The sequence below is a fragment of the Haloarchaeobius amylolyticus genome (genome assembly GCF_026616195.1).
GTDB lineage: Archaea > Halobacteriota > Halobacteria > Halobacteriales > Natrialbaceae > Haloarchaeobius > Haloarchaeobius amylolyticus.
The window spans coordinates 284371-308667 of sequence record NZ_JANHDH010000002.1; the positions used below are offsets into that span (position 1 = coordinate 284371).

At 65.2% G+C, this 24297-nt stretch carries 20 protein-coding genes; 8 read left to right on the forward strand and 12 right to left on the reverse strand.

Annotated elements, in window-relative coordinates; translation table 11 throughout:
• Window positions 1-152 precede the first annotated feature (152 nt).
• The gene (locus NOV86_RS13835; protein ID WP_267642126.1) at window positions 153-1622 is read left to right on the forward strand and encodes a winged helix-turn-helix transcriptional regulator; all 1470 of its coding nucleotides are present in this window, start codon (window positions 153-155) and stop codon (window positions 1620-1622) included.
• A gap of 7 nt (window positions 1623-1629) precedes the next feature.
• Here the strand turns inward: NOV86_RS13835 and NOV86_RS13840 are convergent, their stop codons facing one another.
• Complete coding sequence (locus tag NOV86_RS13840) at window positions 1630-2322, reverse strand: helix-turn-helix domain-containing protein (protein ID WP_368408768.1); 693 nt, start codon at window positions 2320-2322, stop codon at window positions 1630-1632.
• Between the two features lie 266 nt (window positions 2323-2588).
• Here NOV86_RS13840 and ppk2 point away from each other — a divergent pair, with 266 nt between their 5' ends.
• From ppk2 to NOV86_RS13855, 3 genes are all read left to right on the forward strand, one after another.
• Complete coding sequence (ppk2, locus tag NOV86_RS13845) at window positions 2589-3425, forward strand: polyphosphate kinase 2 (protein ID WP_267642131.1); 837 nt, start codon at window positions 2589-2591, stop codon at window positions 3423-3425.
• Window positions 3426-3504: 79 nt separating this feature from the next.
• Complete coding sequence (locus NOV86_RS13850; RefSeq protein WP_267642133.1) at window positions 3505-4500, forward strand: ornithine cyclodeaminase family protein; 996 nt, start codon at window positions 3505-3507, stop codon at window positions 4498-4500.
• A gap of 99 nt (window positions 4501-4599) precedes the next feature.
• Window positions 4600-5418: a YihY/virulence factor BrkB family protein gene (locus NOV86_RS13855; RefSeq protein ID WP_267642135.1), complete on the forward strand. Its 819-nt coding sequence runs from the start codon at window positions 4600-4602 to the stop codon at window positions 5416-5418.
• 61 nt (window positions 5419-5479) lie between these two features.
• On the opposite strand, the gene NOV86_RS13860 is transcribed toward NOV86_RS13855, so the two are convergent.
• The 8 genes from NOV86_RS13860 to NOV86_RS13895 all read right to left on the reverse strand — a co-directional run bounded on the left by NOV86_RS13860 (window position 5480) and on the right by NOV86_RS13895 (window position 16515).
• Window positions 5480-6856: an acyl-CoA thioesterase/BAAT N-terminal domain-containing protein gene (locus NOV86_RS13860; protein ID WP_267642136.1), complete on the reverse strand. Its 1377-nt coding sequence runs from the start codon at window positions 6854-6856 to the stop codon at window positions 5480-5482.
• Between the two features lie 128 nt (window positions 6857-6984).
• A complete protein-coding gene (locus tag NOV86_RS13865; protein ID WP_267642137.1) occupies window positions 6985-8943 on the reverse strand; it encodes a hypothetical protein in 1959 nt (652 codons plus the stop codon).
• A gap of 180 nt (window positions 8944-9123) precedes the next feature.
• Entirely contained in the window at window positions 9124-10500 is a 1377-nt protein-coding gene (locus NOV86_RS13870; RefSeq protein WP_267642139.1) for a hypothetical protein, read from the reverse strand.
• Between the two features lie 93 nt (window positions 10501-10593).
• Window positions 10594-11682 carry an ABC transporter ATP-binding protein gene (locus NOV86_RS13875; RefSeq protein WP_267642140.1) on the reverse strand — a complete coding sequence of 363 codons (1089 nt, stop codon included), beginning with the start codon at window positions 11680-11682 and terminating at the stop codon, window positions 10594-10596.
• The gene (locus NOV86_RS13880; protein ID WP_267642142.1) at window positions 11679-12848 is read right to left on the reverse strand and encodes an ABC transporter ATP-binding protein; all 1170 of its coding nucleotides are present in this window, start codon (window positions 12846-12848) and stop codon (window positions 11679-11681) included. Before NOV86_RS13880 ends, NOV86_RS13875 begins: the two co-directional genes overlap by 4 nt.
• On the reverse strand, window positions 12848-13864 hold the full coding sequence (locus tag NOV86_RS13885; protein ID WP_267642143.1) for an ABC transporter permease: 1017 nt from the start codon (window positions 13862-13864) through the stop codon (window positions 12848-12850). The genes NOV86_RS13880 and NOV86_RS13885 overlap by 1 nt, the downstream gene beginning before the upstream one ends.
• Window positions 13861-14865, reverse strand: a complete 1005-nt coding sequence (locus NOV86_RS13890; protein WP_267642144.1) for an ABC transporter permease — start codon at window positions 14863-14865, stop codon at window positions 13861-13863. Before NOV86_RS13890 ends, NOV86_RS13885 begins: the two co-directional genes overlap by 4 nt.
• 6 nt (window positions 14866-14871) lie before the next feature.
• On the reverse strand, window positions 14872-16515 hold the full coding sequence (locus NOV86_RS13895) for an ABC transporter substrate-binding protein (RefSeq protein WP_267642146.1): 1644 nt from the start codon (window positions 16513-16515) through the stop codon (window positions 14872-14874).
• Window positions 16516-16881: 366 nt separating this feature from the next.
• Between NOV86_RS13895 and NOV86_RS13900 the strand changes: the two genes are divergently transcribed.
• Window positions 16882-17715 carry an FkbM family methyltransferase gene (locus NOV86_RS13900; protein ID WP_267642148.1) on the forward strand — a complete coding sequence of 278 codons (834 nt, stop codon included), beginning with the start codon at window positions 16882-16884 and terminating at the stop codon, window positions 17713-17715.
• Window positions 17716-17727: 12 nt separating this feature from the next.
• Here NOV86_RS13900 and NOV86_RS13905 read toward each other — a convergent pair whose 3' ends face one another.
• Window positions 17728-18483, reverse strand: coding sequence for a ferredoxin--NADP reductase (locus tag NOV86_RS13905; protein ID WP_267642150.1), 756 nt, complete (start codon window positions 18481-18483; stop codon window positions 17728-17730).
• 268 nt (window positions 18484-18751) lie between these two features.
• On the opposite strand from NOV86_RS13905, the gene NOV86_RS13910 reads away from it, so the two are divergent.
• Complete coding sequence (locus NOV86_RS13910) at window positions 18752-19663, forward strand: EamA family transporter (protein ID WP_267642151.1); 912 nt, start codon at window positions 18752-18754, stop codon at window positions 19661-19663.
• Between the two features lie 52 nt (window positions 19664-19715).
• Here the strand turns inward: NOV86_RS13910 and NOV86_RS13915 are convergent, their stop codons facing one another.
• Entirely contained in the window at window positions 19716-21128 is a 1413-nt protein-coding gene (locus tag NOV86_RS13915) for an argonaute/piwi family protein (RefSeq protein ID WP_267642152.1), read from the reverse strand.
• Entirely contained in the window at window positions 21121-22545 is a 1425-nt protein-coding gene (locus NOV86_RS13920; RefSeq protein WP_267642153.1) for a hypothetical protein, read from the reverse strand. The genes NOV86_RS13915 and NOV86_RS13920 overlap by 8 nt, the downstream gene beginning before the upstream one ends.
• Before the next feature lie 108 nt (window positions 22546-22653).
• Here NOV86_RS13920 and NOV86_RS13925 point away from each other — a divergent pair, with 108 nt between their 5' ends.
• Together NOV86_RS13925 and NOV86_RS13930 are read left to right on the forward strand one after the other, a co-directional pair.
• Entirely contained in the window at window positions 22654-23517 is an 864-nt protein-coding gene (locus NOV86_RS13925) for a hypothetical protein (protein WP_267642154.1), read from the forward strand.
• Between the two features lie 6 nt (window positions 23518-23523).
• Window positions 23524-24267 carry a hypothetical protein gene (locus NOV86_RS13930; RefSeq protein ID WP_267642155.1) on the forward strand — a complete coding sequence of 248 codons (744 nt, stop codon included), beginning with the start codon at window positions 23524-23526 and terminating at the stop codon, window positions 24265-24267.
• Window positions 24268-24297 lie beyond the last annotated feature (30 nt).

A 24297-nucleotide genomic window follows, 5' to 3' on the forward strand; every position in this document is an offset into this window, starting at 1 on the left:
CTGCGTATGCAGAGGAGGTAGTTGAGTGTGGTACCAAGTGACTCTGGGAACTGGTCGGCGGCCGACCCCGCCCCCGTCCCCGCCACCGGCCACCCTGTTCCGGCAAATATGGCAACACATTTGGTCTCGAATGACATGCTCTAACCCGAAGCATGGCACGTGTCGACGGGGGCGAACCCGGGTACCCGACGGCGACACTCGCACACGCCCTCGCGGTCCTCGTGGTCCTGTCCGGCGCCACCGCGGCCCTGGCGGGGCCGGTCGCTGCCGGGGCCGTCGGGGCGGCCGAGACTGCCGGAACTGCCGACACGCTCGGGACTGCCGGAACCGTCGGAACTCCCGACGCCTCCGGAACCGATTCCGTCGCGGTCGACCGCCCCGACAACGAGACGGACCTCGTCGACGGGACGGTGAACGACACCACCGACGACACGACCAACACCACCGACGAGACCCTCTCCGGCACGACGGACACCACCAGCGACACCACCGACACCGTCGAGAACACGACCGACGCGTCCGGCGACACCGTCACCGCCTCCGGCTCGCTCTCGACCGACCTGACGGCGGGCGACACCACGACGTCGACCGACACCGACGCGACGCTGGACGACGGGCTCACGACGAACACCTCGGGCGGGTCGTCGGGAGCCGTGAACACCTCCGGGAACGCGAGCCTCACTGCAGACGGCGACACCGCCTCGCTGTCGGCCGACGCCACCGTCGACTCGGTCTCCCTGTCGGCCGGCGTCGTCGCCCCCGTCGAATCCCTGCTGACGGTCCTCGACTCCGGTGACGCCACCGCAGCCCGGCAGCCCGACAGCACCAGCCGGCGCGTCGACCGGGCGGCGTGGCGCGGCGGCCAGTTCGCCACCGGGACGACCGGCGACCAGTCCCGGGCCGGAGACGTCCTCGCCGGGTCGCCCGACGGGCGAGACGCGGCAGCGACCGGGGCGGCCGGCTGGCTCCCCGCGACCCCGGCCGGCCTCGGCGGGGCGGTTCCGGGGCCGATGGGTGCTGGCCTCGCCGCCGCCTCGCTGGCCGTCGGCGGCACCGCATACACGCGTGGCCGGTCCATCCTCCGGTGGCTGCGGGACGCGCTCGACGACTCGCCACTGGGTGCGGTCCTCCGGTACAGCCGGTACGACGGCTCGGACCCGCTGGCCCACGAGGACCGGGCACGTATCCACCGCGTCGTGACCGACGCGCCCGGCGTCTACCTCTCCGCCATCAGCGACGCCTCGGACGTCCCCCTCTCGACGGTTCGCCACCACGTGCGCATCCTGGAGGAGGAGGGCCTCGTCACGAGCGTCAAGCTAGAGGGCAAGCGCCGGTACTTCCCGGCCGACACCGAGGACCGCGAACTCCACGCGGCCCTGGCCAGCCCGCCGCGGGCCGCCATCATCGAGCGACTCGCCGCCGAGGGTGGGGCGCTCGTCGGGGAACTCGCCGAGGCGCTCGACCGCGACCCCAGCACGCTCTCGCACCACCTCGGCCGGCTGGAAGACGCGGGGCTGGTCGAGCGCGAACGCGACGGACGGTCGGTCGTGAACCGGCTCACGCCGACCGCGAGAGAAGGACTGGCGGCGGCGAGCCCGGCCGCGCCGGTCGCCGACGACTGAGTCTGTACTACTCCTCGGGCAGGTCGTCCGCGAGCGTCTCGCGGACCAGCGTCTCCATGCCGCGGCGGAGCCGTTCCGAGGCCGCCTGCCCGGAGACGCCCACGTCGGCGCCGAGGCCCCGGAGCGTCGTCTGCCGCGGGATGTCGAAGTACCCCACCTCGACGGCCCGCGTCAGGATCTCCTTCTGGGCCGGGGTCAGGTCCGCCCCCTTGTCGTCGTGCTCGACGGCGCCGCTGTGGATCGATTCGACGGTCGGCGTGAGGCCGACGTCCTGACAGGTGTCGCGGAAACTGGCGAAGGCGTCGCGGTCGGGAAAGAGCGTCTTGACCGTCCAGCCCTCGCCGTCCGTCGCGGCGTTGAGGATGACCCCGTCGAGGTCGACGACCGCCCGGTACGCCTCCACGTCGGGGAGGTCTGCCGGGCAGGTCATCCGGTAGAGTCGGCGGCTCCGCTCGTCGGCGAGAACCGTGCTGTCGGTGACGGTGGGGTCCTCCTCGAGTGCCGCCTCGAAGGCGTCGAAGTCGCCGCCGGTCACCCAGCAGACGGCCCGAAGAGGCATCTCCGCCGTCGTGTCGAACTGTTCGACCGTCGCCTGCATGTCTGTCGGTACGGCGAGTGCATGCTGCAGAAGTTGGGAGTCGAGAGTGAAACGAACGAACATGAGATTATACTGTTGTGATGGTTCGCAATCGGGTCGCATCTAGACGCGGTCACGCTGACGTGTTGCCACCTGCGTCATGTGTGTACTGACCGCTCCAGTACTGATTCGCGGTGTTCGGCGTATATCACTGATGCATGGATATGCATGGACGACCGACGGATATGGCCGCTGAAGGGTGCTTGCACCCCGGTCGCGGATGACGAGTTCCTGATGAGAACAGGACGGGTCGTCCCGGCGGCTTCGGTCCGACGGCGACGCCCCGGCCTCACTGCAGTGTTTTATCCTCGGCCAGCGTACACGTCTGGATGACCATCGACCGGCCGGCCGACCACTACGACGACGACGGCGTCCTGAAGAAGAAACACTACAAGCGGGAGCTGAAACGCCTGCAGGAGGAACTCGTGAAACTGCAGTACTGGGTCCGCGACCAGGGGCTCCGGGTCGTCGTCGTGTTCGAGGGTCGGGACGCCGCCGGCAAGGGTGGCGTCATCAAGCGCATCACCCGGCGCCTGAACCCCCGGGTCGTCCGCGTCGTCGCGCTCGGGAAACCGACCGACCGCGAGCAGGGCCAGTGGTACTTCCAGCGCTACGTCGAACAGCTGCCCAGCGAGGGCGAGATGGTCCTGTTCGACCGGAGCTGGTACAACCGCGCCGGCGTCGAGCGCGTGATGGACTTCTGCACCGACGAGGAGTACGAGCGCTTCCTCGAGGAGTGCCCGCGGTTCGAGCGCATGCTGGTCCGTGACGGCATCGTCCTCGTGAAGTACTGGTTCTCCATCAGCGACGAGGAGCAAGAGCGCCGCTTCCAGAAGCGCAACGAGGACCCGAAACGTCGCTGGAAGCTCAGCCCGATGGACCTCGAGGCCCGCGCCCGCTGGGAGGAGTACTCGAAGGCGAAAGACGAGATGTTCGCACACACGGACATCCCCGAGGCGCCGTGGTACGTCGTCCACGCCGACGTGAAACGCCACGCCCGGCTCAACTGCATCAGCCACCTGCTCGACCAGATCGAGTACGAGGACCTGACGCCGGACCCCATCGAACTCCCGGCACGGGAGGACCGCGGCGAGTACGAGCGTCCGCCAATCGACGACCAGGACTGGGTCGAGGCGCGCTTCGGCGAGAACCCGGGGGCGGAGTAAGCAGTACCGCCACCACCGCCACCGACCCCCGGACATGTGCGGGGACTCTTATTAGCCCACGTTTCCGCAAGTACCCTCCATGCAGACCCACCTGCTCGACGGTGACGACGTACAGCAGTACTCGCCCATGACAGCCCTCGTCGCGGCCATCGAGGACGCGTTCGCGGCCTACGAGACCGGCGACGCCCAGATGCCCCCGAAGTCCTACATCGACCTGCCCCAGTACAACGGCGACTTCCGGTCGATGCCCGCCTACATGGACGCGGGCGACTGGGACGCCGCGGGCATCAAGTGGGTCAACGTCCACCCGGACAACCCCGCCGACCACGACCTGCCGACCGTGATGGGCACGATGATCTACTCCGACCCCGAGACCGGCTTCCCGCTGGCCATCATGGACGGGACCGAACTCACGATGCGCCGCACCGGCGCGGCCGCCGCGGTCGCCACCGACCACCTCGCCGTCGCCGACGCCTCCTCGCTCGGCATCGTCGGCGCGGGTGTCCAGTCCTACACGCAGGTCGAGGCCATCGCGTCGGTCCGCGACATCGAGACGGTCGTCGTGAGCGACCTCGACGAGGCGCGCGTCTCGGCGTTCATCGACGCCTTCGACGACGAGTTCGACGTGCGCGAGGGCTCCATCGCGGAGGCCGCATCCTGTGACGTGCTCTCGACGGTGACCCCGGTGGAAGACCCCATCGTCTCCGCCGAGGACCTCGGCGAGCACACCCACGTCAACGCGATGGGTGCCGACGCCGAGGGCAAGCACGAACTCGCCGACGAGGTGCTCCTCGACGCCAAGCTCGTCATCGACGATTACGACCAGACGACCCACTCCGGCGAGATCAACGTCCCCTTCCACGAGGGCGTCCTCTCCGACGACGACATCTACGGCCAGATCGGCGAGATCGTCACCGGCAAACTCGAGGGTCGGACCGCGGACGACGGCGTGACCGTCTTCGACTCGACCGGCCTCGCCATCCAGGACGTCGCCGCCGCCCACGTCGTCTACGAGGCCGCGAGCGACGAGGACGAGGAGACGCAGACGCCGAGTCTCATCGCCGCCGGGCAGTAACCGACGCGCGCACCCGTCCCCCTGCTGTCATCCCCCGACACGACGGATTTCGAGAGTAACTGGGTCCCTTTTGCCTGTCGCCCCGGTAGTCGTCCGTACATGGGACGCCTCTCCAGCGCGAGATCGTTCGTCGACGCGGTCGTCACCGTCGTCCGCGAAAAGAACGTCACGTTCCTCGCCGGCGGCATCGCGTACAACGCCTTCATCTCGATGGTGCCGCTGTTCCTGTTCGCCGTGTTCGCGGTGACGCTGCTGGCCCCCGGCACGCGCCAGGAGGTGCTCGCGCTCGTCACCGAGAACGTCTCGGCGACCATCGGCGGCCTGTTCGAGGAGATCCTCAGCCGACGGGCTGATGGGGCGGCTGGCTCCTCGGTCGTCGGGACGGCCGTCCTCCTCTGGGGCGCGCTGAAGGTGTTCCGCGGGCTCGACGTGGCCTTCTCGGAGATCTACGAGGTCGACGAGTCCGAGTCGTTCGTCGACCAGCTCAGGGACGGCCTCGTCGTCCTCGTCTCGCTGGTCCTCTCGCTGGCGGCCATCATCGTCGCGACGAGCGCCTTCGCTACCTTCGCGGGCACCGTGCCCTACCTCGGGCTGTTGCTCCCGCTGGTGCTCGCGGTCGGGCTCGTCGTCGCGTTCCTCCCGATGTACTACGTCTTCCCCGACGCCGACGTCTCGGTCCGCGAGATACTCCCCGGCGTGGGCTTCGCCGCGGTCGGCTGGGCGCTCCTGCAGGGGCTGTTCCAGCTCTACGTCGCGGTCGCGACGGGCGACCAGCACGTCGGCATCTTCACCGGCATCCTGCTGTTGCTCACGTGGTTCTACTTCAGTGGCATCGTGATGCTCGTGGGGGCCGTCATCAACGCGGTCCGCGGCGGGTACGCTCCGTCGACCTCGCGGTCGACGAGTTCCACGGCGTGAGCCGGGGTCGGCAGCCAGACTCTCGTACCAGTCCCGTACCGGTCTCGCACCAGGCTCGCACTCAGTCCTGTAATCCGTCTTCGAGCACCGACAGCACCGTCGGCCACGAGTCCGCCTCGGCGCGGGCGATGCCGGCCGGCGTCCCGCCGAAGGCACGCTTGCCCCTGACGGCGCGGCCCGTGGTCGGCCGGTACGGGATCGCGGTGGCGTGGCCGGTGTCCTCGTAGGTGAGCGCCTCGACCCGGTGTGGATGGTCGTGCTCGGTCAGCGTCGTCTCGATGCGGCGGGCCGCGTCGGCCGCCGGGAGCACCGCGTCGGCGCCCCCGCCGACCGCAACGACCGGCCCGTCGGTCTGTTCGACCGGAATCCGGACGTCCGCGAGCGTCGCCTCGTCGGCTGCCGCAAAGGCCGCCTCGAACGCCGGGCGGGTGTGGTAGCCTTTCGAGTCGCCGACGGGCCTGACCTCGCCGTCGTCCCAGTCGATTTCGAGGGAGGGAAGCGGTTCCCCGTCGACCTCCCACGGTGACGTGCCGAACCGGTCGAAGTGCGTGACGTGGTCCATGGCGCAGTAGGCCGCGACAGCGCCGACGTCGTCCCGGCGCGCGCCCAGCAGGAGCGCGAGCTGGCCGCCGAGCGACCAGCCCATCGCCCCGACCGGGCCGTCCGCGACGCCGTCGAGGCCGGTCACCCAGTCGATGGCGCGGTCGACGTACCCGAGGGGAATCCGCTTCGGGCGCGACCGGATGGGCGCCTGCGGGCCGACGTACCGGAGCGCGACCGCAGCGAACCCGTGCGAGGCCAGTTGCTTCGCTGGCCGGTCCATCCAGCGCCCTCTCCCGCCGCCGTGGAGGACCAGGACGGCCGGCGCGGGGCCGTCGTCGGGCGGCAGGTAACAGCGCGCGACGATGCCCTCGGGGGCCGTCACGGTCGTCAGGTCGGGGTCCGCGACGCGGCGCCGGACCTGGGTCCCGGCGACCTGGTCGTCGTCGACGACCGCCCGGACCGCCAGTTCGTCCTCGGCGAGGCCCGGGCCGTCATCGGTGTCCGTCTTCGCCATGCCGGGCGGGGCGCCCTCGGGCAGGTCGGCCGCGGGTCGCAGCGACCAGACGAGGCCCATCGGGTCGGTCCCCTCGTAGGTGCCCGCGACCGGCGCGGCCTCACGGAGGTCGAGCGCCCCCGACTCGTCGGCCTCGAACCGCGCGAAGGAGCCGTACCGGTCGCCCCCGAACAGGGACGTGGCGCGGAGCGTGACCGTGGCGCCCGGGGAGAGACCTTCGACGCGGATGCCGAACGGGTCGTCCGCCAGCACCGTCTCCGGTGCCCGGAGCGTGGGGTCGGCCGTCTCGGACCCGGACAGACACCCGGCGAGGCCCGCGAGGGCACCGCCTCCGAGGGCACGGAGTACTCGTCGTCTATCGGTCGCGTGGGAGGGGACCATGGCCGGCCGTACCGGCCCCCGGGACAAGTATCTTTCAATCAGTAGACACTGTCGAACCACGCAGGTAGAAAAAGACCCGTCTCACAGTGCTGTCGGCGTCGGTCACCGCGCCAGGGGCCGCGCCGCCCCTAGACGCTCTCGTCGTCCTCGTGGTACTTCCGCCAGAGGCCGACGATGGCGGCGACCGTGCCGGCGAGGCCGCCGAGCAGCAGGCCGGCCGGCGAGGACAGCTGCGACCCCGCGAACTTCAGGGGGTTGCTGGTCCAGGTCACGCCGCCGGCCGCGGCGTTGCTCCCGCCCGTGGTCGCCGCCCCGCCACCGGCACCGGCCGCGGTGGTGGTCGTGCCGGCGCCCCCGGCGGTCGTGGTTCCGCCGCCGGCGGTCCCGCCTCCGACGCTCCCACCGGCCCCGGCGGTCGTCGTCCCGCCGGTGTTCATCGTGGTGCCCGGACCGGTGGTCGTGCCCGGGGTGACGGTGGTGGTGGGTTCGGGTGCCCCGAGCCTCCTGACCGACCTGGTGGTGGGTTTCGTGGTTCCCGGATTGGTCGTGGTGGTGGTGGTGCCGGGGTTCGTCGTGGTGGTGGTGGTGCCGGGGTTCGTCGTGGTGGTGGTGGTCCCCGAGTTGGTCGTGGTGGTTCCCGGGTCGGTCGTCGTCGTGGTGCCGGGGTTCGTTGTGGTCGTTCCGGGGTCGCTCGTCGTGGTCCCGGGCTCACCGGTCGTCGTACCCGGCTCACCGGTCGTCGTGCCCGGTTCCTGGGTCGTGGTCCCGTCGCCGGTGCCGGTCCCGCCCCCGTCCTGGCCGCCCTCGGTGGTCGTCCCGGGCTCCTGGCTGACCTCGGGGTCGGCCGTCCCGTCCTCCTCCCACTCCATGTTGTGGCGGCACTGCTCCGCGACGAAGCGCATGCCGACGTGGCAGGAGTCGGTCTGGGTGACGTTCACCGATTCGGTGGCGTCGAGGCCGTCGACGACGTAGCCGCGCTGGCGGAGTTCGTCGTTGAACGTGATGGCGGCGTCGCCGTCCTGGTCGGTGACCACCTGGCCCTCGACCAGCGCGTTCTTGACGGGCAGGTCGGTGAAGCCGAGGCGGGACGCCCCGTCGAACTCCTTGCACGGGAGGTACCAGTTCATCACGTAGCAGTGGACTCCCGGCGTGAAGCAGGACTGCTTGCTGGTGTCGTTCACGGGGAACACCGGCGGGATGACGAGGCGGCCGTCACCGGTCGGCCCGAACTGTTCGAGCCAGCCCGTCATCGACCCGGCGTAGAGGACGTGGCCGTCCTCGCCCTCGACGCCGAGCGGGTTGGTGTCGCCAGAGTCGTCCGCGGCGGGGGCGAGGTTGTCGCAGTCGGGGTCGGTCGAGACCACGACGTAGAGGTAGTCACACAGCTCGCCGAGGTCCAGCGTGGTGTCGCCGGCCGCGCTCTCCGGTTCGACCAGCACGTGCTCGTCGCTTCGCGGGAGCGGTTGCCCCTCGCTGTCCTCGCGGAGCAGTTCCGCGAAGACGAAGGCGGGGTTGCCACAGACGTGCAGGCTGAAGGTTGTCTCGCCCTCGTCGTACGGTTTCACGTCGACGAGGTCGACGAACATGCCCCGCGGGCCGTCGATGAAGCCCGGGTGGTAGACCCCGGGTGCCTCGGCCGTGCCGCTCCGGAGCGTCTCGAAGCCCTCGGGGAGCAGGTCGGAGATGTCAGTAGGATCCGCCAGCGTACAGACGTCACCGAAGGCGTCCGTGTTCCCTGTGACGAGGTCCGCCCACTCCTGGTGGGAGAGGGCCTCACCGGTGTCGACGTGCCGGACGGCCGGTGCGGCCGCTATCTCGTAGGTCATCGTGGTGTCGGCCACGAGTGCCGGCGGCGTCTCCCCCTTCAGTTCGTATCGATCCCACGGCTGGTACGTCGACCGGTAGTCGAGCAGCAGGTCGACGCGGCCGGCGTCCAGCCAGCCCTCGAGTTCTTCGCGGTCGGCGAAGAACGCGGTCGTCCCCAGTCCGGTCCCCGCGCTCGCGACGCCGACCACGCCCAGTCCAGCCAGCACCTGTCGTCTCGACAGGCGCGGCGTCCCAGATCCCCCGTTCTCCCGTTCGGTCATGGCAGCTACCAGTAGAGAGGATGTAAGATAGGTTACCTATGGGGCGCTTCAGGCGCCGAAACGGGTCGTTCGCCGGGCGCTCACCGGGACGGTCGGTAACTGTTCACACGGTTCCGTTCGGGCACGGAACGCCGTTTCTCCGTGGTATGGGCCCATTACCGGCGTTGTCCGGGGGTGGGGTCACCGCCCGTCGCGGGCGAGCAGTCGGTACCCGACCGCACCCACCCCGAGGCCGCCGACGGCCGCCGCGCCACCGAGCACCGACGGCGGCAGGCGGCCACGCCCGGCCCGCCGGACCGCGCCGGTCCGGTCGTCGTCGACCGAGAGCACGTACTCGTGGACCTCGCCGGGGTCGATGGCGGCCCGGCGCGCGTCGTCGACGATGGCCGTCTCGTGGTCCGCCACGAGCGTCCGGAGTCCGTAGGTCGCCTCGTCGGTCCCGACGACCCGGATCCGGTAGTCGCCGGGGGCGACGCCGTACAGCGACCGCATCCGGGCGTACTCGCCGCGCGAGCGGTCCATCTGCGGGCTCCGAAGTCGGTCGCCGGGCTCGCCGGCCGGGTCGACCACGGTGAGGACGACGTCGTCCGAGTCCACGAGCACGAGCCCGAGGGGCAACGCGCCCTCGCGGAGCGTCTCCGCCTCGACCGTGAGGTGGTCGAGCGGGGTCGCGCTGTCGCGGTCGGTCGCGCGCTCGATGCGGTCGTGCCGGTTGAACAGGACCTGCGTGTAGGTGGTGGTCCCCGACTCGTAGGGCTGCATCACCAGCCGGCCGTCCTCGCGCTCGAACTCGATGGTCGGTTCGACGTGCCGGTACGCCCAGGCCGGCCGGTTCGGGTCGTAGACCCGCATCGAGACGCCACCGTCGGTCTCCGTCACGTCGGAGACGAGGACCTGGTGGGCGGAGAGCGACCCCGGCGTGAACACCATCACGGCGGCGCTGCCGAGTTCCCTGACCGACGCCGCGATGTCACGGACCACCGCCGTCGTGTCGATCCAGCCGGGGTAGACCATCGGCACCCGCCCGAGCCACACCCGGAGCCGCAGGAACTGCGACGCCTGCCGCCGGACGATGTCGTCGTAGACCGGTGTCTCGGGCGTGTCCACGGGGACGACCGGGCTCTCTATCTCGCTCGCCACCTCGCGGTCGACCGGTATCGTCCCGGCGTCCTCGAAGTACGACTGCGCGGCCAGCACCATCCCGTAACAGTGGCCGTTGGTCCCGGCACGCTGGGTCACCGCGGTCCGGAGCTGGGTCGCGATGGCCTCGACGAGCAGCGTCGAGGCGCTGATCGACTGCACCCCGAGGAGGGCCCGTGCGTGATTCCGCCAGCCCGTACGGACCCGCTCCGGCAGGTTCCCCCGCGGTTCGGTCGGGGGCGCCGCGAAGTACTGCGACTTCGTCCCCCAGTTCCGGAAGCCGAACCCGTGGGTCGCCGGGTCGAACCGGGTCGGGGGCGTCGTCGGGGTGGCGCGGGAGCGCCGGCCGAGGCTCGCCAGCCCCAGCAGCGTCGACGTCCCCCCGAGGACGGCCCGCCGGGAGAGATGCCGGTCCATACCTCCAGTTCAGGCGACCGCCACAAATCTGTTTCCTCGCCTGACTGTCCCGGTTCGTGGACGGTCCGGTCGGGGACGTGGGTCGGGGGCGGCCTACTCGCCGACCACCTGCTCGTCGCCGGCTCCCTCGTCCTCGGCCACCTGCCCGTCGCCGGACGCCTCTTCAGTCTCCAGCGACGGCGAGTCCCAGTACGCGTGGTCCTCGCGCACCCGGAAGCAGGCGGCGGCCTGCTCCCCGGCGTCGAAGAGGTCGGGGTCCTCCTGCGTGCACGCCTCCCGGGCGTACGGACAGCGCGTGTGGAACCGGCACCCCGAAGGCGGCTCGCGCGGGGACGGGACGCCCCCGTCGAGCACGTCGGCGCGGCGCCCGTTCTCCGCGACCTCGGCGCGCGGGACGCTCTCCAGCAGCGCCTCGGTGTAGGGGTGTTGCGGGTCGTCGAAGATGCGGTCGGTCGGCCCGACCTCCGCCAGTTCGCCGAGGTACATCACGGCGACGCGGTCGCAGATGTGCCGGACGACGCTCAGGTCGTGCGCGATGAGGAGGTACGTCAGGTCGAACTCGTCCTGCAGGTCGTCGAGCAGGTTCAGTATCTGGGCCTGCACCGAGACGTCCAGCGCGGACACCGGTTCGTCCAGCACGACGAAGTCCGGTTCGACGGCGAGGGCGCGGGCGATGCCGATGCGCTGGCGCTGCCCGCCAGAGAACTCGTTGGGGTACCGTTCGTACTGGTCGGCCGACATCCCGACGCGTTCGAGCAGCTCGCGGGCGCGCTCCTCGCGCTCCTCGTCGGTGCCGATGGAGTGCACGTCCAGCGGCTCGCGGATCATCTGCCCGGCGGTCATCCGCGGGTTCAGGCTCGAGTAGGGGTCCTGGAAGACGATGCCGGTCCGCCGCCGGAACCGGGTGAGGTCGTCGCCGCCGAGGTCGTAGACGCTGTCGTCGTCGAAGACCACGTCGCCGTCTGTCGGCTCACGCAGTTTGAGTAGCGTCTCGCCGGTGGTGGACTTCCCACAGCCGGACTCGCCGACGAGGCCGAGCGTCTCGCCCTCGGCCACGTCGAAACTGATGCCGTCGACGGCCTGCACGGCCGTCGGGTCGCGGCCAAGCAGCCGGTCGACGAGGCTGTCCTGGTCGTAGTAGTACTTCTCCAGTTCCTGGACGGAGACGAGTGTGTCGCTCATGCTTCCTCCTCGAAGTGATCGTCGGGTAGTGCGCGCGATTCGTCGTAGTCCATCTCGGCGAGCACGCAGCGCGCCGCGTGCTCCTCGCCGACCTCGTACTCCGGCGGCTTCTCCAGGCAGTCCTCCATCGCCTTCGGGCAGCGGTCGGCGAAGTAACACCGGTCGCCCATCTCCTCGTCGATGAGGCTCGGGACGTTCCCCTCGATGGGCTGGAGCCGCGGCTCGGGGTCCTCGAGGTCGGGAACGGAGCCGAGCAGCCCCTCGGTGTAGGGGTGGACGTGGTCCTGGAAGACGTCCTCCAGGGTACCGCGCTCGGCGATCTCGCCGGCGTACATCACGCCGACGCGGTCGCACATCCGGGCGATGACGCCCAGGTTGTGCGTGATGAGCAGGATGCTCATGTCGGTCTCCGATTGCAGGTCGTCGAGCAGGTTCAGTATCTGGGCCTGGATGGTCACGTCCAGCGCCGTGGTCGGTTCGTCCGCGATGAGCAGGTCGGGTTCGCCGGCGAGTGCCTGGGCGATCATCGCCCGCTGGAGCATCCCCCCGGAGAACTCGTGGGGGTACTCCTCGGCGCGCGCCGCCGGGTCCGGGATGCCCACCTGGTCGAGCAGCTCGATGGCCTCGTCCCAGGAGTCGTCGGAGACGTAGCCCCGGTCGGGGACGACGCTGTCGAGGACGATGTTCCCGAGGCTGTACTCGCGGGTCCGCGAGTCGGTCGACCGCGGGTTCGAACTGGCCCGGCGCTGCACCTCGACGGCCTCGCCGATCTGCTCGCCGACGGTGACCGCCGGGTCGAAACTCGACAGCGGGTCCTGGAAGATGGTCGCGAAGTTCGGGCCGCGCAGCGAGCGCCGGGCGTCCTCGGGGAGCGCGAGGACGTCCACGAAGTCGCCGTCGACCGCCGCGGGCTGGTCCCCGGCGGTGCGCTCGGCGAGCGATCCGTTCCGGTACCATATCTCCCCGTCCGTGATGCGCCCGGGCGACTCGACGAGGTCGATGAGCGACAGCGCGGTGACGGACTTGCCCGAGCCGGACTCGCCGACGACACCGAACACCTCGCCGTCGCGGACCGTGAAGTCGACCGACTCGACCGCGTTCACCTGCCCCTCCTCGGTGAAGAAGCGGGTGGAGAGGTCGCGGACGCGGATGAGGTCCCGCGTCATCAGAGACCACCCTCCCCTTCGATGCCGGGGTCCAGTGCGTCACGCAGCCAGTCGCCGATGAGGTTCACGCCGATGACCGTCACCACGATCGCCAGACCGGGGAACGTGGCCACCCACCAGGCGTTCGCGAGGTGTTGCTGGCCCTGGTTGATGTCGAACCCCCACGACAGGGTCGTCCCGGAGAACCCGAGGTACGCCAGGGAACTCTCCAGCAGGATGATGGCCGCGACCTGGATGGTCGCCAGCACGAGGATGGGCGTGATGGCGTTGGGCAGGACGTGCCGGCCGATGATGCGCAGGTCGCTCGCGCCGATGCTCCGGGCGGACTTGACGTACTCGCTCTCGGAGACGGAGAGCGCTTCGCCGCGGGCGACCCGGGCGAGCCACACCCAGTTCACGAGGCCGACCACGAGCACGACGGTCCCGGGGAGGACGAAGTGCGATGGCATGTTCCCCGGCGCCAGCCCCAGCGCGACCCAGGGGTCGGGAATCTGGACCGAGGCCCGGCCGAACAGCCCGACGAGCGCGATGGCGAGCACCAGCGACGGGAACGCGAGCATGATGTCGGCGGCCCGCATCAGGGTGTCGTCGACCTTCCCGCCGTAGTAGCCGGCGGCGAGGCCGACGGGGACGCCGACGACGGCCGCGACGCCGGTCCCGAGCAGGCCGACGAGGACCGACGTCCGGGCCCCGTAGACGATACGTGAGAACATCCCGCGGCCGAGGGGGCCGGTCCCGAGCGGGTACTCCCAGGTCGCACTCACCTTCCGCGTCTCGGTGACGGTCTGGACCGACCCGTTGACCAGCTCCGTCGAGGACGACGTGACGACCTTGCTGAAGCCGAGCGGCGGGAGCAGTTTCTGGCCGAGGTGCTGTGCTCGCGGGTTGTTCGGCGCGATGAAGGGGGCGAACACCGCGACCGCGATGACGAGCACGAACAGCACGATGCCGAGTTTCGCGAGCCCGTTCCGGCGGAGTTCCTTCTTGAGGTTCCGGCGCGTTCGTGGCGATATCATTCGGCTCTCACCTCGGGGTTCAGGTAGGCGTAGAGGGCGTCGACGGCGGTGTTCACGGCGACGAAGCCGACGCAGATGACGATGAGGCTGCCCTGGATGAGCATCCAGTCGCGGGCGTTGATGGCGTTGATGAGCATGCTACCGAGCCCGTGCCAGGCGAAGACCCGTTCCGTGATGACCGCGCCGCCGATGAGGGTGCCCAGTTGCAGGCCGAGCACCGTGATGATGGGGATGAGCGTGTTCTTCAGCGCGTGGCGGTACCGCACGAGCGACTCGGGGATGCCCTTCGCCCGGAGCGCCCGGACGTAGCTCTGGCCCATCTCGTCGAGCATCCCGCTCCGGGTGAGCCGGGTGACGAGGGCGGTGAAGTACGTCCCCAGCGTGATGGCCGGGAGCGCGATGTGCTTCAGCCAGGTGACCATCCAGTCCGGGTCGCCCTGGAGCAGGTGGCTCACGGCGTCGACGAACAGCACCGTCTGGCCCTGCATGTGGCCGACCCCGCTGGTCGGGAAGACGTTGAACTGGACCGCCAGCACCAGCACGAGCATGATACCGAGCCAGAAGTTCGGCGTGCTGATGCCGAGCAGGGAGAACGTCGTCGCGCCGTAGTCCTCCGGTTCGTGGCGGTGGGTCGCGCTGATGACGCCGAGGGGGATCGAGAGCACGACCGCGACGACCGTCGAGGCGACCGCCAGCTCGATGCTCCGGGGGAGCCGCGCGAAGACGCGTTCGGAGACGCTCACGCCGGCCTTGTACGACCGGCCCATGTCGCCGTGGAGCAGCCCCCAGAGGTAGTCCAGGTACTGGACGTACAGGGGCCTGTCGAGCCCGAGTTCGCGGGCGATTTCCTGGCGCAAGGCCTGCCCGGCGTCGAGGGGCGCGATGTAGGTGATGGGGCTGCCCGGTGTCACGAACCGGAGCAGGAACACCACCGTGATGACGCCCCAGACGACGAGGACGGCCTGCCCCAGCCGCTTCAGGATGAACCTGCCGTAGCTCATGCCTGGTCACTGGGCCGGCTCGATGGCGTAGGCGTGGATACGTTCGTCGACGCGGGGCTTCCACGAGATGTCCGACGAGACGCCGTAGACGCTGTACTGGCGGTTCAGGAAGATCCACGGCGCCTGCTCGTGACAGTGCGTGTTCGCCTGCTGGAGCAGGTCACTCCGTTTCTGCTTCTCCGCGGTGCTGTTCGCCTTCTGCAGCAGGCTGTCGAGCTCGTCGTTCTTGTAGGAGGTGAGCACCCCGTCGCTGGACAGGGTCGGGTTGATGGTCTGGCTCGCGTCGAACGTCGCGTTGCCCCAGCCGATGAGGTAGAACTTCGGGCTGGTCTCCAGGTTCCCGTCGGTCAGCTGCTTGGCCAGCGCGTTGAAGTCGCGCTGCTTGACGCCACAGGAGACGTTGGGGAGGTTGTCGATCATGTTCGCGACCGCCTGGGCGATCTGGACGTCCTTCAGGTAGCGCCCGACCGGCGTGTGCAACTGGATGCTGGCGCCGGCGTGGCCGCTCTCCTCGACCAGTTTCTCGGCCTTCTTCGGGTCGTGCTCGTACGGGCTCAGCCCGTCGTCGTAGCCGAAGAACGGCTTCAGCGTCGGCTGGCCGGTCTGGCTCCCGAAGCCAGAGAGCACGTCCTTCACGATGCTCTCCAGGTCGATGGAGTAGTTCATCGCGCGCCGGAACTTCGGCGAGGAGAACGGCTCGACGTCCGAGCGCATCGCGTTGTAGAGGACGCGCGTCGACCCGACCGCCTCGACGCCCGCCTTCTTCTCGTTCTTCACCCGGGGCACCGCCTGCGGCGGCACGTTGACCGTGATGTCCGTCTCGCCGGCGACGAGCTGGTTCACGCGGACGCTGGCCTTCTTCGCCGCGTCGAACGTGAGCTTCGTGACCGCGGCCGGCTCCTTCCAGTAGTCCTCGTACCGCTCGAAGACGATGCGCGAGCCGGGTTTGTACGTCGTCAGCTCGAACGGCCCGGTGCCGTTCATGTTCTTCGCGATGTAGCTCTTCTCGTGCTCTTTCACCCACTGCTTCTCCACGATGTCGCAGTAGATGGCGAACTCGGCGAAGACGATGGGGTTGAGCCCGTCGGACGTGACGTCGACGGCGCGCTCCCCGTCGACGGCCTCCGCCCCGGTCACGCCGGCGAGCTGGCCGGACTGCGGACTGACGAACCCCGTGTCCTTCTCGACGATGCGGTTGATGGAGTACGCGACGTCCTCGGGGGTCAGCTCGTTCCCCGTCTTCTGGAAGGTCGGTCCGTCGCGGATGTGAAAGCGCACCCGCCCTTTCTCCTTGCGCTCCCACTCCTTCGCGAGGTTCGCCTCGATCTTCCCCTCGCGGGTCCGCCGGAGGAGCCCCTCGTAGCACTGGAGCATCACGATGTCGTTCGGGATGGCCCGGTGGTCGTGGGGGTCGAGCGTCCCGGGCATGTTCCCCTGCGTGATGGTCACCGGGAAGTCCTCGGGGAGTTCCTTCCCCTTATCACCACCCGACGTCGTCGAGGTCCCTGTCGATTCACCCTGGTCGGTCTGCGTGTCGGTTCCGCCGCCGTTTCCACCCAGACAGCCGGCAACCGTCGTGGTCACAGCTGCACCGCCTGCAGCCTTCAGGAACGATCGCCGACCGTAGCGTTCGCTCTCGGAAGACGCCATGCCTCTGCGTTACGACGTGACGAAGTTGCATCATTTGCCAAGATGGTTTGGACAGGGGTGCGTTTCAGTGGGTTTTCAGGAGCTGAGAACGCGATTCATTACTGGTACCGCATCAATCATGAATGAATCTATTCTATCATTTCTCCGCTGGGACACCGCGTGCAGACCGTCCTCGCATCTCGTTCCCATCCCGTCGAGGACGAACACGACACCGGTTCGTCGCCACCGGCCCGATACCCGGCGACCGCGACCTCGGCCGGACACCGTCGCCTGTGACTGCGCCGTGCCCGTGACTGGGCGTGACCCGTGCCAACCCTACACACGTACCCCTGCAAATGTTGCCGCCACGCCGCCAATACGGGGGCAATGTCACTCGGCTCCCGCCTCACAGGTGCCTACCAGCGACACGGCGCCACCGACCTCGCCCGGGTGAGTCTCGACGCCGTGCGATACCGGCTCATCGACCAGTACTGGGCCCTCCGCGGGGCCCGCCCCGTCACCGTCGACGGCGTCTCGGCCGGGTTCAGGACACGGACCGTCGGCGAGAGCCGGATGGTCAGGAACCTCCCCGACATGGAGTCGGTGATGCTCGAGGACCTCCTCGACGAACTCCGCCCCGACGACGTGTTCTTCGACGTCGGCGGCCACATGGGGCTGTTCGCCTGTCTCGCGGCGGAACAGACGCCCCGCGGGCACGTCGTCGCGTTCGAACCCTACCCGCCGATGCGGGAGTTGCTCGAGCTGAACGTCGAGCACAACGACGCCGACGTCGCCGTCTTCGACGTGGCGCTGTCGAACGAGGCCGGACAGGCGACCCTCGACAACCCGTTCAAGCATCGCTCGGAGTGGAGCGGGACGGCCTCGCTCGACCCGCAGTGCGAATCCGGTGTCGAGATAGAGACCGCGGTCGGCGACGACCTGGTCGAGCAGGGCGTGGTCGACCCGCCCTCGGTCGTCAAGATCGACGTCGAGGGCGCCGAGGGCGTCGTCATCGACGGGCTCTCCGAGACGCTCTCCCGTCCCGAATGTCGGGTGGTGTACTGCGAGGTCCACGAACCGACCGACACCCGTCGCTCGACCGTGGACTACGGCCGCGAGCCCGACGAGGTGGTCGACACGCTCGCCGACCTCGGCTTCGAGGTGCGGGTCCTCGCCGACCGCGGCCACGACCGCCACGTCAAGGCGGTCCGGCAGGAGTAGGACCGGCCCGGGTCAGTCGTCGTCGCCGTCGCCCTCACCGACCGCGTCCGACTCCCACCCCTCGGCGTACACGCGCTCGTCCGGGGCGCCGAGGTCGTGGAGCGTCTCGCGCGTCTCGACCACCATCTCGGGGACGCCACAGACGTAGTGGTCGCGGTCGTCGACCGCGTCGAACAGGTCTCCGAGGTGGTCCTGCACGTGGCCGATGCGCCCGTTCCACGACGGCTCGCTCTCGGAGAGCACGAACGTCAGGTCGAGGTTCGCGTGCTCGCTGGCCAGCCCTTCCAGCGTCTCGCGGAACATGACGTGCTCGCGGTCCCGCGCCCCGTGGACGAAGTGGACGTGGCCCTCGCCGCGGTCGAGGTAGTCCCGGAGCATCGCCAGCATCGGGGTGATGCCAGTCCCGGTGGAGACGAACGCCACGTCGTTCCCGTACTCGCGCACGTGGAGGTCGCCCTCGGGCTCCCCGAGCGTCACCTCGTCGCCGACGCGGCGCTGGTGCATGTACGCCGAGGCGAGGCCGTCCTGGTACTGCTTGATGGCCAGCGTCAGCTCCCCGGTGCCGGGCAGGTTCGTCGGCGTGTAGGGCCGGACGACCTCCTCGCCGGGCTCGACGTCGCCCTCGGTCCCCTCGCCGTCGAAGGTGAACTGGACCGTGACGTGCTGGCCCGGGTCGTGGTCGAACTCGTGGTCGTCGACCCGGAGCCGGAACTGCTTCACGTCCGGTGTCTGCTGGTGGACCGCGACGACTTCGGCACTGTAGGTCATGTCCGAGAGTCCGGCCCGGCGGCGGGAAAAGGACCGACCTACCGCCCCTAGGCTACTCGATGCGGTCGTACACCGTGTGCCCGCAGTCCCGGCACTCCCGCGGCTCGCGCCAGTACGTCTTCCCGCAGCGTGCACACCGCCAGTTCCTGAAGCGGTCGAGGAGTCCCATGCGTGGGCATCGGGCCCCGGCAGGCAAAGGCCCTCGGTGCGGTCGCCGGCCACGTGTCGAATCCCCGCCGTATTTACTGACGGCTTCCGGAGGCCCGGTATGGACCTCTCGGCCCCGCTTCCCATCCTCCTCCTCGCGCTCGCGCCGGCCGTGCTGTGGGGCTTCACGCCCGTCATCGAGAAACGGGCGCTCTCCGACGGCGGCACGCCACTCCAGGCCGCCCTCACCGTGGTCGTCGTCGACTCCGCGGTCTACCTGCTCGCCCTCCCGGTCTTCCAGCCCGCCCCCTTCGCCGACCTGACGCTCGGGACCGTCGCCATCTTCGCCGCCGCCGGCGCGGTCGGCACCGCCATGGGCCGCCTCGCCATCTTCGCCGGCAACGCCCGCGTCGGCGCGAGCATCTCCAGCGCGGTCGTCAGTGCCCGCCCCCTGTTCGCCACCGCCCTCGCGGTCGGGTTCCTCGGCGAACCCCTCTCGGCCCCGACCGCGGTCGGTATCGTCGTCATCGTCGCCGGCCTCGCCGTCCTCTCGGTCTCCCGCGGCGGCGACCTGAGCGGCTGGACCACCCGCGACCTGCTGGTCCCCCTCGCCGCCGCGCTCCTGTTCGCCGCCGGCAACGTGGCCCGGCGCTGGGGCCTCGGCATCGGCGAGGCGACGCCCCTCGAAGCCGTCGCCGTCAACGAGTTCGCCGCCCTCGTCGCCCTCGGCGGCTACGTCCTCGCTACCGGTCGCAAGCGCGTCATGGGCAAGCCCCCGAAGACCTACGCCGTGTTCGCCGCCAGCGGCGTCATCACCGCGGTCGCCCTGCTCTCGATGTTCACGGCGCTCGCCGCACCAGAGGGCCGGATCGCAGTCGTGGACCCCATCGTCGCCACCGCGCCGCTGTTCACGGTGGTCTTCTCGTGGCTCTGGCTCGGCAACCTTGAGCGCGTCACCCGGGGCGTGGTCGCGGGCGTGGTGCTGGTTGTTGTTGGGGCGGCGTTAGTTACTGGTTCTCCAAATTTAGCTTGAGAGATGGAGGAAACCTGGTTCTGCCGTATTTAAACAATCTCCGAACCGAATATTACATGTAATAATAATACTGTGGCTTTACCCGTATTCCTCGCTGCTCTGACTCGGCCAAGATGGCACCTACAGCACGTGCAACTTTGATTGTCACTGGCTTCCTCCTCGCGAAGTCAGAAGTGTTCCAATCCATCTTGGTGAAAGATAAAATCTCCTTACAAAGATCAAGATACGATGTTTCACAGACTTCCGGGTCGGGCTCAACCGTAATTGGGGTTGGTACACGTGGACCGGGGTAAGTCTCGAGAGTCGGGACGTAGCCTTTCGTGTAGAGGAAATGCTTAGATGTCCCTCGCGGTGTTATGACTGTACCTCGTAGGGGGGGATACTGTCCAGTTGCGTAGAACCGAACGGGATCATTATCCCTAATTGTCACAAAATCTCGGGTATCTACATTTTCAGACCCTGAAATGAATCCCTGTCTCTCTTCCTCATCAAATCTGGAGGTCTTATGCAGCACGAGACGCCGCGGCTTAGTCCCTCTGTACCGTTCATACTGATTAAGAACTTGCCCAACAATTTCTTCTGCGCTGTCTTTTGTCAGGTGATAGTTTCTGGACTCCTCATCTTTTACTGCTGGGTCGCCCCGAAGGACGAAGCTTTCTCCCGTGCCCAGGAAAACTTGAGCAAGCGACGCATGCGCTTTCTCCCGATTTTCTCGGTCTCGGTAGAATGAAATCCCTGCGTAGCAGGTATCATTTTCAAGATGGGCTAATTTCCATGGGCGTCCTTCTCTTGACTTGTACAGAAGAGCAACTGCTAAATTCCATGCTACTTGTGCCTTTTCTTGACCTTGGCGGCTGAAGTCCAACGTTTGCGGTCGAATCAGCTGTGTTGGGAGGTCATATTGAAGACCGAATGTTTTTATTCGGTCGTGGAAGTCGGTCGTGCCGTCCTTCATCTTGGGCTTTTCAACTCCCGCGGGTGAGCAAGCCTCTACAATTTCCTCTGGGAGGGATATAACAACGACTTTCGGCGGTGGATCCTGTTCGGAGAGCCATTCTATGCGGAATTTCATGATCTCCAGTAACTCACGAACGCTTCCGCTCGGTGTGGGTTCGTCTTTTATAATTTCAATGTCTTCTCTGGTGAGCTTGTCCTCCCACTTTGGTTGAAGATTCAAGCTTGCCCTGAATGGTGACTGTTCACCCATGGAGGGGAATGGAGGCTTATGACGTGCGATTTCATCTCCATCCCGAGGAATCACTGCCTCCATCTCTCGGAATAATTGTTTGCTTGCAGCAATCGATTGACTCGTTCCGATGAAGCCTAGCTTTATCTCGTTGTGATTAGCTGCTCCGCCCGGTGACCACGGTCCGTGTTTCATAAGGCCTGCTCTCGGGTCTTGGGCTTCCCCTTCACCGAAGCGCAAGCGAGGTTCAGAAATATACTCTGTTGTGAATTTAGTCATTAAAATCACCCAATTGCTGCTGCTGACTATCCGTATCTCGAGTTGTGAGCTCTTCTTTATCGCCTGGAGACCGTTTGTTTACAACAATCTCTGTGATTTTTCTGAAACCGATTGCCTGTCCTGAGGTGTCCTTGTGCTTATTATGGATATTGAGAATTCGCCGCCAGTGCTTGTACTCACTGTGTGCTTGACTATTGTTGTAGCTATTCTGGTTGAATCGGTGGTGAAGTCTACCTTTTTGATCTCCCCGTATCAACGTGTGTTTTTTGCCGTTCTTTGTGAAATGGTTCTTCACTAAGACTGCGAGACAGAGGTCGCCGTCGAATGAAAGTAATTGCAACTGAGCAGCACGGTGACGAACGAAGGGTGAAGACCCATTAGTATATGCTTTCGAAACCAGCTGTCCTTTGATGTCTTTTTTGTCCAACTCCAGCGTGGGATGTTCGAACATCAAGAAATGCTTCCCGCGATACTTGAATGCGACTGGATTGTCCGGCTTGTTTGTTTCAACGAACACTCGCGATATCTCTCGCAATAACAGGACTTTAGCAGTATCAATATGGTTGGGATCTTCCATCCATCCACTGAATGAAACCGGAGAAACGGTTTCCATCTTCGTCACTTTCTTGATTATATCCGGGAAGTCCTCTGGTGGTCGAAGCGAATAGACTTTGTTCGATTCGAACCAGAAGGGTTGAATTAGCGGAAGTTGCAGTCGAACTGCTTCTTCATTGTAATTTGGGACATCGACATCCCCAATGTAGATCTTTTGAGGAAGGTCGTTGATTTCTGCAAAGTTTGGTTCAAGTGGCTCGGTTTCGTTAATCGGTTCACGTTCACTGGTGAACCTCTCATCGAAATCGTATCTATTGCTCTTTTCGAGTTGGTCTGTCTCCATCCGGAGTACCTCGTACGTTGCAGGATGGACCGTCACATACTCACTGATGAATTCGCGAAACGTTTCATAATCGTAACTCAGCACCTTCTCACGCTGTGCGTCAGCAAGATCGTCGTTCTTCGTTACGCGGTCGTAGAACTCCTCGACCAATTCATCTTTTTGGTATGGAATATCAAATACAGCACGCCACTTGTTCGGAGCCGCGATCTCCCGGATGAATATGTGTAGTTCGAATGGCTCGGCTGCTGCCCTTTCCTGAAACTCGATAAGGTAGCTGGCGAATTCTCGTAGGAAATCGCTATTAGTCCGACTGAGTTTGGAATATTTTGCTTCAACCCAGATATCGAGACTCCCGTGTTCGTAAGTCCTCCTAAAGATTTGGTCTACAGTCGAATTGTCGTCCCTCGAGTCGCCAATATAGTCATACCCACGTGCTTCCCAATATTCACGAATTTGTTGCTTGTAGCTCTCTCCGTGTTCTGCACTTTTTTCCCGCCCACCTTGGTGATTCTGGAACATGAAAACGGTATTCTAGTGTGTGTCCCTCAAGTAACAAGACAGGGAATATAAAACACTACCAAGGAATGGAAAATCTACAAGTGTATCCTGGCATAACAGTTCTTAAAGATGGACTCTGACACGAATCAAATTAACCTTGACGACGTGGCCGCAATCCTGTTTGAGGAATTCGATCGGCCTTCCACAATGAGTCCAAAAGCGTTCTATAAACTCACCTATTTCATTAATAAGAACCTTCTCTCAAGAGGGTACGAAACTGATATTGACTATTTCTGGTACAAATACGGGACTATGACTGCAACAGCGGGTAGTTCCATCACGATTGAGCCATCTGGAGAGAGATCTGAGGTGCTGTGCTCTACCACGTTGGATGAGATATCCATTACTTCAGAAACTGAAAAAGAGATTCGATCGGTGACAAGAGAGGTCTTACAGGAGTATGAACGATTGAAAACAGAGGGGCTGACTGAGCGGATGTATAAAGACGCTCCATATGATTTTCAGCGAGAATACCGGAAGCTGGACACTACTATCCAGACAGAGATACAAGTACATGGCGAAAATGAGACTGAATTCGACCGAGAGACTATACGAGGACAGGTTAACGACTTTATAGATGCCTTCCCGGAAGAAGAATTCAGTGAGTATTTAAATGACCTCTATCTCTGGTACGATCTTCTATCAACCACACTCGATGATAACTCTGTGAATGTCGGTCAGGTTGAAGACATCGCGGAAATCTTCTGGACAATTATCATGCTGGACTTGGGGACTGGACCAGAGACCGGTATTGGTCCGAAAGAGTTCGCAAGGGAACTCGGAATTGATGACCCATATGATCTCCAAGGTTACCTGAGTTACCGACTCCAGCAATTGGAGGGTGAGCATCTTAAAATAGAACAGCCTCCAGATTTCACGGCTGAAGCAGCAGACGCGGTGATGGTGTCTCAATTAGACTTTGCAGAAATTTGAACGCGAATGTCAAATTACTACTTAGATACGAACGTACTGATTGGCCATTGTTTCCTACAAAACCGCTGGCAAGACCACACTGATAGACTCTTTTCCACTAATAATACCCTCCACACTAGCGAGATTGTTGTTTATGAATATTGCGTGAAGGACAGTCCTGGACGACCAGAAAGTGAGACTACAATTGACTGGTCTTCAACTGATGGGGTATTCGGGACCATACAGCGCAAAATCCGAAAAGGGAAACGGTATACGGAACTTGAGCTACGGAAACTTGATCATGATGAGGTAACTCCTGAGAAGGTTGCGGAGTTGGTCATCGAAAAGTTTGACATCCAAGACGAAGTAAAAGAAAAAGTCACTCGTCACTTCGTCAATCGGCTACCCTACGATTGCGACAGGAAAGATGCTAGAAAAGCTGTTGACAAACTTGTCCATACAATCACATCAACCGCGAAGGACCGAAAATCAGAACTTGCTGAGCGAGTCCAATTCCACCGCCGTGCACAAAACCATCGCTCAGTCGAAGACCAATTACGACGTTTGATTTATCACGATGACGAGTCCTACGGCCCAGATGCAGCAGTCCTAACCGACGCGTTCGATCTGAAACAGAGGGGCATCGTAGAGCGGGTTGTGACGGGTGACAAGGGTGATATATATTTAAATCTGAACGAGATTGACGCCATTACAGGACTCACTATCTTATATCTCAAAGATGAGTTCGCCAATCAAGAAGGACAGTCTTGATTGCTGCGGACTAGAAGACTCTATGACTTT